Below are 10,786 nucleotides of genomic sequence, written 5' to 3'. Positions count from 1 at the left end.
GTGGATGAGCGGGGGTGGGCGTACCGGCGGAGGCAGTCGGAGGGGACGGTGCTGTACGAGGCGGTGAGGGAGAACTTTGCCACGCTGCTGGCGGAGGCGAGCGACGTGGGGCGCGGCCTGTTCCGGTACGTGGAGCGGGACTTCGCCAGGTACCCCGTACAAGGGCCTGAGGACGCGCTGCAGGCGTACCAGGCGCACTCCCTGCGGCAACGGCTGCGCTGGACGGAGGTGGACGTCCGGCTCCCTCACAACAAGCAGCCGCGGTGCTTCTTGCTGGAGGGGTTCTCCCTGCACGCCAACACGCATTTGCATGCCAATGACAGGCAGGGACTGGAACGGCGATGCCGCTACCGGGCGCGCGGTGCGCTGGCGCTGGAGCGACTGCCACGAGCGGAGGACAGCCGCATCGCCTATCGGATGAAGCGCCGCAGTCGGACGGCACCACGCACCCCCTCTTCACCGGGTTGGAGTTGCTGCGTCGCCTGGCGTCCCTGGTGCCTCCACCTCGGGCAAACCTCACGAGGTTCCACGGCGTCTTCGCTTACTTCGCGAGCGATGTTCCGGACAGGGGAGGGGGATGCAACTCGAATGGCGCGAAGCGCACCGGGCCTGCTTGTCTTGCATTCGGGTGGACGGGGCTGACAGGCCGCACTCATGTGCACGGATACTGGGCACCAGCGTTTCCAGGAGCCCAGGACCGGCGATGAATCCCGTGTATGCTCCGACGTTTCCACCACCGTGAGCACAGGGAGGGCTGGCACATGAAGCTGGGCATCAGGGTATTCGGGGGCGTGGCCGTGGGACTGCTAATGATGGCGTGCGGAAGCGTCGCCCCCGAGGTCAAGCCCGAGCCGACGTCTGCGCCGGTGTCTGCGCAGCCGCCTGAGCAGGCTCTGGTACAGCCGCCGGCGTCTGAACAGCCATCGGAGCAGGCTCCGGCACAGCCGCCGGCGAAGCCATGCCTCTACGTCGAGGCTCGGGGGACGTACAACACGCGGGAGGAGGCCTGTGCGATGTCGCGTCAGCAGGCGCCGCGGTTCTGTGCGGAGCGTGGCGGCGTGAAGTCCATCGGCGATGACTGCATGGCGACGGACGGGCCGCGCTATCAGGGCGCCTACCGTGTCTGTTGCAACGATTGAGCCTCAGCGCCGGGTGGCCGTGACCCAGACGCCGGGCCTGGGCCGCAGGGAGATGGCGGGCGTGGCCTGGATGTCCTGGCGGGCAGAGTTGCTCAGGAGGACGTTCGACTTCGAGACCTTGCCGCAAGGGGCTGGGAAAGGACTCCCTGCATGAGGCGCCCCTGCTCCGGCTGATGGAAGAAACCCGCGACGTCGCTACGGACCGCGGATAGACGAAGCACCGCGGACTCCTGCGCACTCGGACAGGGACAGGCACACGGAGGGGCCCAACTCCGGCTCAGGAGGTCAAGGAGTGACGGAGGGCTCTGGCGCGTTGAGAGATGGGCCCCCGCGCGAAGGCGCTGCCGTCGCCCGGCCAGGCTCCCTGTGTCCTCAGTCTCATGCACGATCCCCGATCCGCTCTCGTGAACTCCTCTCCAGACGCCATCCCCATTGCCGAGGGCCCGGCGGGACTCTCGCCTCCCCGCCCGCTGGCTCATGCCTCGGTCCTCTTCGCGGAGTCCCTGCCTGGCCTCGCGGAGGCTCCAGGCGCGTGGCTCTCGAGACTGGGCCTGGCAGAGCTGGGCTTCACCGTGGAGGTCGGCCAGGGAGTCCGACTCACGAACGGCCGGCACACCGTGCGTGTCTTCAGGGGAAATGGCCCCCTGCCCCGTGAGGGCCTGGACCTGCGGCAGTTTCCGAACCTCCCACGGGAGGGTTGCTACCTGACGCTCGCTTCCGGCATCTCCCCGCGTCAGGGCGAGGAGCAGCCGATGCGAGGCGGCGCCAGGCCGGACCCGTGGGCAGAGGACGGTGTGATGCGCGTCTTCTCGCTGTTGGTCTCACGCCTTGCTCTCAACGGCACGGCGGTGGTTTTGCACCAGGCGGGCTCGCTCGTGAAGGACGCCAGGATCTTCGCTCGGCTGCTCCGGGATCTACCCCACCCCGACTACCGTCCGTTCCGCGCCTGGGTCGATCTCTCCCGCCGCCGGGGCAGCCGCTACCTTCAGCTGCGCGGCTTGGAGAGCTTCGGGCTGCCGGATCTCCACCTCGCACCGGAGGAGTGGGACACGTGGGAGACGTCGCGTGGCCGGGAGGCCCTGTACTTCGCTGCCTATCGCATGGTTCGCGAGAACCGCCCACTCTCCGCGGATGAGGTCCTGGAGGTGCCGCTGGGCGTGCAGCCCGGCTCCTGGCCCGAGCCATTCGGCGGAGACACCATGAGCTACCGGGTCCGCGCCGGCGAGCCTTCCAGCCTGATGCTCGAGCGCCTCTCGGATGCCGCGGAGCCCTTCACCCGCTGGGCGCGAGCGTCGGCACCGGGCAAGCCGTTCTCCTCGAGCGTGGGCGTCAATACGTACCAGGCCCTCTTCCGCCATGCCCTGGAGGGCGCCTTGCCGGGCGACACCATCGCCCACGTTGCACCTCCGGCTTCGCAGGCGCTCCCTCCGCACGAGGTACTCGTGCGCACGCGCCTGGGCCAGAGCGGCTTCACGGTTGTCACCAATGGCTTCGGCTGGGGGCCGCAGGCGAGCGGAAAGCGGGATTCAAGTGCCACCCATGTGGAGCTGGCAGCGTGGATGGACTCGCACAGCCCGGAGCGCGCCCTGGCCCTGTCGGCGCTGGGGACGCTGATGCAATCGAACGAGGGCAGCCAGTCGGCCTGGGCGCCGGGCGACATCGCCGTCGTCTCCGACCCGCTCCTGGGGCTGCGCCACTTCGTCATCGCACAGGGGCCCACCGTGCCCCTGCCTCCAGGCGCGCCCGTGAACCTGCTCTGGGTCATCCCCCTGCTCGCGGCTGAGTTCGAGATGGTGCGGCGGGCCGGCCCCCTGCACTGGGCCAACCAGCTGCTGAAGGACCCGTCCCGCAGGACGGAGCTGGTGCAGCGCTGGAGCCTGGGAGCGAACTGACGCTCCCAGGCCCACCCGCGCGGCACGGTGCAACCGTCCGGGCAATGACGTGACGTGAGCGGTTGCCGACGGACGAGGACCGTGGTCGACGCACGCCGCGAGGATTCAGAGACTGGGCTGGAGGGGTAAGTCGGGCGGGGCGGCGACGCTTCGCCGCTTCCACTCGTGGGGCAGCAGTTCACCGATGCATGAGTTGGGATGTGTCTGCACGCGCAGCAGGACGTCGGCGAGGTATGCCTCGGGATTGACGCCATTGGCCTCGTGGGTGGCCACCAGCGCGTAGAGGCCCGCGAGGTTTTCGCCCGCGGCCTCGTGGCCGACGAAGACGAGATTCTTGCGGCCCAGGACAGCCTTCCGCAGCGCCGATTCCGAGCGGTTGTTGTCGAGAGGAATGCGCTCATTCTCCATGAAGCGGGTGCGGGCCTCCCACTGCTTCAGCAGCATAGGAAATGGCCTGGCCCAGTGGACTCTTGGGCGGGGGGCGTGATGCCTGGGTTTCGAGCCAGGCGTGCAGTCGCACGGGGACGGGGGCAGCTGTGCTGCTGGCGCAGTTCGCGGTGGGCAGCGGTACGCACGCGACCCGGAACCACTCCTGCTTCTCCACCGGCTTTGACATGCCCGCAAGGATCCTCGGCGCCGACTCCGCACTCAACGCCTCTCAGCACGTCATTGGCCAGACGGATACGGTACTGTAGCCGGATTGCTTTTCCGGATTGCGGTGCCCAATGCTTCCGGCGGTTCTGGCAACGAATGGCCAGGACCGCTCCAGGGAGGAGAACCGCAATGGCAAGCATTACCGTTTTTTACAACGAAGACTTCGAGGGTAAACAGGTCGATCTGCCGCCTGGCAACTACACCCGGGCACAGTTGGAGGCGCTGGGCATCGAGAACAACACCATCAGCTCGGTGAAGGTGCCGCCTGGCGTGAAGGCTGTCCTCTACCAGAACGATGGTTTCACCGGCGACCAGATCGAAGTGGTGGCCAACGCCGAGGAACTGGGCCCGCTGAACAACAACGTCTCCAGCATCAGGGTCATATCCGTGCCCGTGCAGCCCAGGGCCAGGTTCTTCTACAAAGAGCAGTTCGATGGCAAGGAGGTGGACCTGCCTCCTGGCCAGTACACCCAGGCCGAGCTGGAGCGGTACGGCATCGACAACAACACCATCAGCTCGGTGAAGCCGCAGGGCCTGGCGGTCGTCCTATACAAGCACGACAACTTCTCCGGCGACACGCTGCCCGTGAATTCCGACGCCCCGAGCCTTGGCGCGATGAACAACAACACCTCCAGCATCAGAATCTCCTGACGCTGGCGCGCGGCATTCCAGGTGACGGTCCCTGCCGCGGGGACCGCAATCCTTTCGTGTTCCAGAGACTCTCGAATCACCTGCATTCACGACGGCAGGGTGCGGCCCCACCCCCGCTCAGTGACCCCATTCACGCTCACGGCCGAACTGGTGCCCTGATCGTCTGCACGCGCCACGTCCGCGTACCAGGGCAGCCCTGGTACGTCCTCGGGCACCAGCGCGCCGATGATCGAGCGTGGAGCCAACTGGAGGCCGTTGCGGCGCTGCTCCTCCGTAGGCGCAGGCTCGAAGTTGCACAGCGTGCCCTCGACGGCGAAGCCGCACTTCTCGAACACGCGACGGCTGCGTGGTCGGAAGGTACCAGCGGCCCTCCACGCGGCGTTGCGAAGGCGTGATGGAGATTCCACGGACGCCATTCACGCAGGCAGGCGTGCGGTAGCAACTCAGACGAGGGGAAGGATGCTCCGCTCCTGGCTGGACCCCCGACGAGCCATGCAGGCGGCAACGCAGCGTGCCCGTGATGCTCTTTCCAGTCATGGCGCCCACCTTCAGCGGAGGAGGGGCCATGTACTTCCAGGCCATCAAGACCGAGGGCCTTGCCCAAATCACCTACATCCTGGGCAGTGACGGCGAGGCGCTCGTCGTCGACCCCCGGCGTGATGTCGACGTCTACCTGGACGTGTTGCGGCGGCAGGAGTTGCGGCTGCGCTACGTGCTCCAGACGCACCGCCAGGAAGACTTCGTTGAGGGCACTTCCGCGCTTGCCCGCATTGCAGGCGCGCAGGTGGTGGCTGGCCGGCACCCCATCACCGGCCATGCCGACGTGCGGATGGGCGAGCGAGAGCGGCTACACCTGGGGGCCTTGACGCTGGTGGCGCTTCATACACCGGGCCACACTCCAGAGAGCATGAGCTGGGCCGTCTACCTGGATCCCCACCATGCCCAGGCTTGGGGCGTCTTCACGGGCGACGCGCTCTTTGCTGGAGAGACCGGGCGCACGGACCTGGCTGCGCCAGAGCGGGTCTACGAGAATGCCGCGCTCCTCTTTGATTCGCTCCATCAGAAGGTCCTGCCCCTGGGCGACCAGACACTGGTCTTCCCGGCCCACGGAGCAGGCTCGGTGTGTGGCAGCGGCATCGCGGACAGGGCGTTGACGACACTGGGCTTCGAGCGCCTGCACAACCCCGTGTTCACCTCCAGCCGGAGCGACTTCATCCAGCGCAAGGTGCAGGAGCGGCTTCACCGGCCTTCGTATTTCTCGCGCATGGAGGAGGTGAACATCCGCGGTGGCGTGCCACTCTCCGCGGATTCATCCGCCATCCCCTTCCTGGAGCCGAAACGCTTTCAGTGGGCAAGTCACAGTGGCCTTGTCCTGGATGTGCGTGAGCCCGAGTCCTTCGCTGGGGGGCACATCCCGGGCTCGCTGAATGTCTGGATGCAGGGGGTGTCCGTGTTCAGTGGACAGATGGTACAGCCGAGCACGCCGCTGTTCCTCGTCCTGCCTGCGCACGCGGACTCGAAGGAGGCCGTGCTGGCCCTGGCCCGCGTCGGCCTCGACCAGGTGGAGGGCATCCTCACGGGAGGATTCGGGGCATGGCGCAACGCGGGGCTGCCAATCGAGAGCAGCGGCACGCTGACGCCCGAGGCGCTCTTTTCCCAGTGGGAGGGCTTCCAGGTGCTCGACGTGCGCGAGCGCTCGGAGTTCGAGCGTGGCCACATCCTGAGCGCACGACATGCGTATGTGACAGAGCTGGAGGAGTGCCTCTCCGAGCTGGGACTGCGCGAGGACCATCCGGTCGCGGTGGTGTGCAGCACGGGCCACCGCTCCGGACTTGCCACGAGCATCCTGCTCCGCAACGGCTTTCAGCAGGTCTCGAACGTGCTGGGCGGCATGTCGGCATGGCGGCGGCTGGAACTTCCGGTGCGGACAGGCCCGCCGTCGGAGGTCGAGTTCGAACAAGCAACGCGCTCCATGGGGACAGAGGAGCAGGACGCTTCGCCACCGTCGCCTTCGTGAGCCGTCAACGAGGTTGTCGTCGGATGGGAGCATCTCCACTTCGGGCGCGGGAAGGAGGCGGTCGTGGAGTCAGGTACGCATCAATTCGAACCGCACGTCAGTGAGGTTCAACTCCGCATCTCAGGCACGGGACTCCCGGAACTCTTCGAGGAGGCCGGGTATGCGCTCGCGGAGCTCATGCTCGGAGAGGCACCGTTGCCGCAGCCCTCGCCAGAATCGGCGGGGGAGCGCGTCACGCTCGTGGCGGAGGACACCGAGGCCCTGCTCGTCGACTGGCTCAATGAGCTCATCGCCCGCTCGGACCTGACGAAGCGCGTCTACACGGACCTCGTGGTGGACGAGCTCCAAGAGCGGTCGCTGCGCGCCCGCATTCGTGGCGTCTCGCCTCTCGTGCTGAAGACCGCTGTGAAGGCCGCCACCTTCCATGGCCTGGAGCTGCACGAGCACGACGACGGCTTCACGGCCACGGTCGTCCTCGATGTCTGAGACCCCCCTGTCATGAGGCACGCATGGAGACACATTCCGAGGTCACGCAGCAGCTCGAGCCGCTCATCCGGCAGATAGGGCCCGCCCTGTATGAACTGGGCCAGGGCTTCCGAGAGGACATGCGGGTACCGGCCCGCATCGTCGCGGACTCGGAGTTGCTCCAGCAGATGGTCCAGGACCGGAGCGTGCCTCAGCTCGTCAACGTCACCACACTGCCGGGCATCCAGGGCTTCGCCATCGGAATGCCGGACATGCACGAGGGCTACGGCTTCCCCGTGGGCGGCGTGGCGGGTACCGCGTTGCCGGATGGCGTCATCTCGCCGGGCGGCATCGGGTTCGATATCAACTGCGGCGTGAGATTGCTGGCGACCGGGCTTCGGCACGAGGACGTGAAGGAGGTCCTGCCGAAGGTGGCTCACGACCTCGCTCGGAGCATTCCCACAGGCTTCGGCCGGCATGGCCGCCTGTCGTTGGCGCCCGAGCAGATGGACCGGGTCCTCACGGAGGGCGTCCCCTATCTGGTGGACGTGCTGGGACTGGGAACACCGGAGGACGTCGACTACCTGGAGGCCAGAGGTTGCCTCGATGGCGCCGACACCGCCAAGGTCTCTGTCCGGGCCCAGGAGCGGGGGCATGACCAGCTTGGCACGCTCGGTGGCGGCAACCACTTCCTGGAAGTGCAGCGGGTGGAGCGCGTCCTCGACTCGGAGGCGGCCCCCGCGCTCGGGCTGTTCGAGGGCCAGCTCACCGTGCTCATCCATACGGGCTCGCGCGGACTGGGTCACCAGGTCTGTACGGATGCTGTGCGCACCATGGACCGCGCCCTGGCTCGCGAGGGCATCCAGCTCGTGGACCGTCAACTCGCCTGTGCGCCGCTGTCGTCGGCGGAGGGGCAGGACTACTTCGCGGCCATGTGCGCCGCGGCCAACTTCGCCTGGGCCAACCGGCAGGTGCTCACCCACCGGGTGCGCGAGGTGTTCCGCCGGTGGTTCGGAGACCGTTCCGCTGCGTGGCCTCGCATCGTCTATGACGTGGCCCACAACATCGCGAAGTTGGAGCCGCATGGAGGCCAGCGCCTCTGTGTACACCGCAAGGGCGCGACGCGGGCCTTCGGTCCAGGGCACCCCGAACTGCCCGCGGCCTACCATCAGGTCGGCCAGCCGGTGTTCATCCCCGGAAGCATGGGCACGGCGTCGTTCGTGCTGGTGGGGCAGGAGGCTGCCGAGGCCATCTCACTCAGCAGCGCCTGCCATGGGGCGGGACGGCGGCTGAGCCGGGCCGCTTCCAAACGCCAGGTGGTGGGAAGTGAGCTGCGCGCGGCGCTGAATCGTCAGGGCATCGCCGTGGAGTGTCCCTCCAATGCGGAGCTCGCGGAGGAAGCGCCCCTGGCCTACAAGGACGTGGATCGGGTGGTGGACGCGGTCGAGGCGGCTGGCATCGCGCGGAAGGTGGCGCGGCTGGTGCCGCTCGCGGTGTTGAAAGGCTGAGCGCCCGGTTGCATTGGGCCGGAGGCGTGCGCTCACCGCGTCCAAGGAGGTTCCGCCGCTGTGCGGGGGAGCCAGGGGCCCTGAGGCCGCTCGTCGCTTGTCTGGGAGGCTCACGTCCACTGAAGGACGAGCGCACCGCTACCGTCTGATGCCAGCCGCGTGCGGGTCCCAAGGTCCCGCCCCTGCCGGTCCAGGACGCCGCCCAGCCACTCAGCGTCCTGTCGTGAAGCATGATGGGGACGGAGTTGGCGCAGCTGCATCGGGAGCATGCGGAGGCCCGTCAGTTGACCGGTGGCCGGGGCGATGGATGCCAGGTACAGCAGCGTCAGGTCTGGACGGAAGGCCGTGTGGCCAGAGATTCCCTCATAGTCGTTCAGGAAGTCTCCGCAGCCGTAGAGGATGAGGTGGCCCCGGTGGACCTCGATGCCGCGAGGGTGGTGCGACGAGTGGCCATGGATGAGGTCGACGTCGGCCTCATCGATGAGCGCTCGCGCGAAGGCCCGCTGCGCGTCCGGCACTGCATAGCCCCAGTTGCCGCCCCAGTGAATGGAGGCAACGACGATGTCGCCCGTGCGTTTGACGGCCGCGACGCGCTCGCCCAGTTGCCGCACTGCGGTGGGTGACAGCGCTGGCAGCAGATCCACGCCGGGCCGGTCTTCCGTCGCGGCCCAGACGGGCGGGATTCCGCTGCTGCTATCACCGAACGAAAACACGGCGACCCGGCCCCCGGTCACATCCAGGATGGCCGGCCGCCGTGCTCGCTCCTGGTCCTCCCCGAGCCCCGCGGTGGCGATGCCCAGGCGCTGGAGGGTCGCCAGCGTTTCGAGGAGCCCCGGATAGCCCCAGTCCAGCACGTGGTTGTTCGCCAGCGCGCAGCAATCGATCCGGGCGGCTGTAAGGCACGCCGCGTTCTCCGGGTGCATGCGATAATGGATGCCCTTGTCTGGCCACCACGCCTCGCTTGTGGTGACGCTCGTCTCCAGGTTGATGATTCGAACGTCCGGCGCGGCTCGCTCCATCTCCTCGAGCGCGTCACCCCAGAGCTCACCGAAGCCGACGGGCGTCCGGATGGGGCCATTGCGTTCCTCTGCCAGCCGGACGTAGTCCCGCGCATCCTTCAGGTAGTCCTCGTGGAGGCCCGGCGGAGCAGGGTGGGGCAGGACCTGGTCGATGCCCCGGCCCGTCATCACATCTCCGCAGAGCAGGAGGGTGAGTACCTTCCCCGAGGCCGAAGGCGTCGAGCCATTGGCGCTCCGCTCCCTGTCCGGCGTATCCGGAGTCATCGTGAGTCGGCCCCCCGCCACAGGTGCGGCGCGGAGCAAGCCCGTCAGAGCGTCAGCCACTTCTTGGTGGTCACGGTATGAACGGTGGAGATGCGCTTCTCCACCTCCTTCGTCTCCTGGCAGCGTGGGCACTTGGGCGTTCGCTCATCGTGCTCCTTGACGCTCATGATCTCGGTGAAGGGCTCCTTACACTTGCGGCAGTAGAACTCGTAGACGGGCATCACTTGCTCCTGCTCGGGCCTGGTGGCCTCCTGTGAAGGGTGGGGATGGAGCGTGATGCACGGCAGGGCTCGAGCTGCCATCCCTGCGCCGGAACGGCGGCTCCTTCGGAGGGCCGGGATGAACTGCGCCCGGTGGGCTCCTGTGAGACCGGGATATCGCGGCCCGGGTGGTGGTGGCTCGCGGATGCTTCGGGGCGCCCGGTCAGGGGTGGGCCGTGTCGCCGGGCGGCGCGTGACGGTCGTGACCGAGGGTGAGTCGGGCCTGTGCCAGCAGCGTCGCGACCGCTTCATCTGGAACCTGCTGGAAGTCGGCGTACCACTGGCCAATGGCATACAGCGACGGCGTTGAAAGCACGCACACCACGTCATCCGCCAGGGGGGCGAGCTCTGCGAGCGTCTGGGATGCAGCGACGGGGACCGCGAGGATGATGCTGCCGGGCCGGTGCATGCGGAGCGCCTGGATGGCCGCTCGGACGGTACCTCCCGTCGCGATGCCGTCGTCCACCAGGATGATGCGCTGGCCTTCGATTCGAGGCGCCCCGATGCCCTGGCGGAAGCGCGCCACCCGGACCTTCACTTCATCCGTCTTCTGACGGACGAGGCCTTGCAGGTCCGCCTCGGTGACGCCCACCTCGTCCATCAGCCTCCGGTTGACGAACGCGACACCGCCTTCCGCGACCGCGCCGAGGCCCAGCTCCTCGTAGCCCGGCACACCGACCTTGCGGACCACCCAGACGTCCAGCGGTGCGCCCAGTGCTGTTGCCACCTCAAAGGCCACAGGTACACCCCCGCGGGGCAACGCCAGGACGAGCGTGCCTTCACCCGTGTATCCACGCTCGCGCAGCAATTGGGCGAGCCGCCGGCCCGCATCGACACGATCCTCGAAGGACATGGCACCCCCTGCGATCAAGAGAAGCATGGCCGGGGCACCTGTCCACCGATGCTTGTCGATGCCC

General features: G+C 67.7%; 10 protein-coding genes and 2 pseudogenes. 7 read left to right on the top strand and 5 right to left on the bottom strand.

Going from position 1 to position 10,786, the window contains the following annotated elements; all coding sequences use genetic code 11:
• From FL344_RS39035 to FL344_RS13670, 3 genes and pseudogenes are all read left to right on the top strand, one after another.
• A pseudogene (locus tag FL344_RS39035) lies at nt 1-707 on the top strand (transposase).
• 54 nt (nt 708-761) lie between these two features.
• Nucleotides 762-1,139 (top strand): hypothetical protein, encoded by a 378-nt coding sequence (locus FL344_RS13675; RefSeq protein ID WP_228565021.1) that lies wholly within the window; start codon nt 762-764, stop codon nt 1,137-1,139.
• A 380-nt stretch (nt 1,140-1,519) separates the two neighbouring features.
• Nucleotides 1,520-3,031 (top strand): hypothetical protein, encoded by a 1,512-nt coding sequence (locus tag FL344_RS13670; protein ID WP_228565020.1) that lies wholly within the window; start codon nt 1,520-1,522, stop codon nt 3,029-3,031.
• A gap of 105 nt (nt 3,032-3,136) precedes the next feature.
• Here the strand turns inward: FL344_RS13670 and FL344_RS13665 are convergent.
• Nucleotides 3,137-3,539 (bottom strand): annotated as a pseudogene (locus tag FL344_RS13665) (transposase); the annotation flags it as partial.
• A gap of 275 nt (nt 3,540-3,814) precedes the next feature.
• On the opposite strand from FL344_RS13665, the gene FL344_RS13660 reads away from it, so the two are divergent.
• Nucleotides 3,815-4,336, top strand: coding sequence for a beta/gamma crystallin-related protein (locus tag FL344_RS13660; RefSeq protein WP_141594113.1), 522 nt, complete (start codon nt 3,815-3,817; stop codon nt 4,334-4,336).
• Between the two features lie 86 nt (nt 4,337-4,422).
• Here the strand turns inward: FL344_RS13660 and FL344_RS13655 are convergent, their stop codons facing one another.
• Nucleotides 4,423-4,671 (bottom strand): hypothetical protein, encoded by a 249-nt coding sequence (locus tag FL344_RS13655; protein WP_141618835.1) that lies wholly within the window; start codon nt 4,669-4,671, stop codon nt 4,423-4,425.
• 200 nt (nt 4,672-4,871) lie between these two features.
• On the opposite strand from FL344_RS13655, the gene FL344_RS13650 reads away from it, so the two are divergent.
• The 3 genes from FL344_RS13650 (at nt 4,872) to FL344_RS13640 (ending at nt 8,326) form a co-directional block, all read left to right on the top strand.
• Entirely contained in the window at nt 4,872-6,353 is a 1,482-nt protein-coding gene (locus FL344_RS13650; protein ID WP_228565019.1) for a rhodanese-like domain-containing protein, read from the top strand.
• 63 nt (nt 6,354-6,416) lie between these two features.
• Nucleotides 6,417-6,839 carry an archease gene (locus FL344_RS13645; protein ID WP_141618834.1) on the top strand — a complete coding sequence of 141 codons (423 nt, stop codon included), beginning with the start codon at nt 6,417-6,419 and terminating at the stop codon, nt 6,837-6,839.
• Nucleotides 6,840-6,862: 23 nt separating this feature from the next.
• Complete coding sequence (locus FL344_RS13640; RefSeq protein ID WP_141594109.1) at nt 6,863-8,326, top strand: RtcB family protein; 1,464 nt, start codon at nt 6,863-6,865, stop codon at nt 8,324-8,326.
• A gap of 110 nt (nt 8,327-8,436) precedes the next feature.
• On the opposite strand, the gene FL344_RS13635 is transcribed toward FL344_RS13640, so the two are convergent.
• The 3 genes from FL344_RS13635 to FL344_RS13625 all read right to left on the bottom strand — a co-directional run bounded on the left by FL344_RS13635 (nt 8,437) and on the right by FL344_RS13625 (nt 10,722).
• Nucleotides 8,437-9,609 (bottom strand): CapA family protein, encoded by a 1,173-nt coding sequence (locus FL344_RS13635; protein ID WP_141618833.1) that lies wholly within the window; start codon nt 9,607-9,609, stop codon nt 8,437-8,439.
• Between the two features lie 44 nt (nt 9,610-9,653).
• Nucleotides 9,654-9,830: an FmdB family zinc ribbon protein gene (locus FL344_RS13630; RefSeq protein ID WP_011555386.1), complete on the bottom strand. Its 177-nt coding sequence runs from the start codon at nt 9,828-9,830 to the stop codon at nt 9,654-9,656.
• A 202-nt stretch (nt 9,831-10,032) separates the two neighbouring features.
• Nucleotides 10,033-10,722: a phosphoribosyltransferase gene (locus FL344_RS13625; RefSeq protein WP_141618832.1), complete on the bottom strand. Its 690-nt coding sequence runs from the start codon at nt 10,720-10,722 to the stop codon at nt 10,033-10,035.
• Nucleotides 10,723-10,786: the final 64 nt, after the last annotated feature.

The sequence above is a fragment of the Myxococcus sp. AB036A genome (assembly GCF_006547355.1).
In the GTDB taxonomy this organism is placed as follows: Bacteria; Myxococcota; Myxococcia; order Myxococcales; family Myxococcaceae; genus Myxococcus; species Myxococcus virescens.
This window is presented reverse-complemented; position numbering and strand designations above follow the sequence as displayed.

What these genes read in the sequence shown, in the direction of transcription:
- FL344_RS13625 (WP_141618832.1), bottom strand. Translation starts at nt 10,722, where the DNA reads ATGTCCTTCGAGGATCGTGTCGATGCGGGCCGGCGGCTCGCCCAATTG.
- FL344_RS13635 (WP_141618833.1), bottom strand. Translation starts at nt 9,609, where the DNA reads ATGACTCCGGATACGCCGGACAGGGAGCGGAGCGCCAATGGCTCGACG.
- FL344_RS13650 (WP_228565019.1), top strand. Translation starts at nt 4,872, where the DNA reads ATGGCGCCCACCTTCAGCGGAGGAGGGGCCATGTACTTCCAGGCCATC.
- FL344_RS13675 (WP_228565021.1), top strand. Translation starts at nt 762, where the DNA reads ATGAAGCTGGGCATCAGGGTATTCGGGGGCGTGGCCGTGGGACTGCTA.
- FL344_RS13670 (WP_228565020.1), top strand. Translation starts at nt 1,520, where the DNA reads ATGCACGATCCCCGATCCGCTCTCGTGAACTCCTCTCCAGACGCCATC.
- FL344_RS13640 (WP_141594109.1), top strand. Translation starts at nt 6,863, where the DNA reads ATGGAGACACATTCCGAGGTCACGCAGCAGCTCGAGCCGCTCATCCGG.
- FL344_RS13630 (WP_011555386.1), bottom strand. Translation starts at nt 9,830, where the DNA reads ATGCCCGTCTACGAGTTCTACTGCCGCAAGTGTAAGGAGCCCTTCACC.
- FL344_RS13660 (WP_141594113.1), top strand. Translation starts at nt 3,815, where the DNA reads ATGGCAAGCATTACCGTTTTTTACAACGAAGACTTCGAGGGTAAACAG.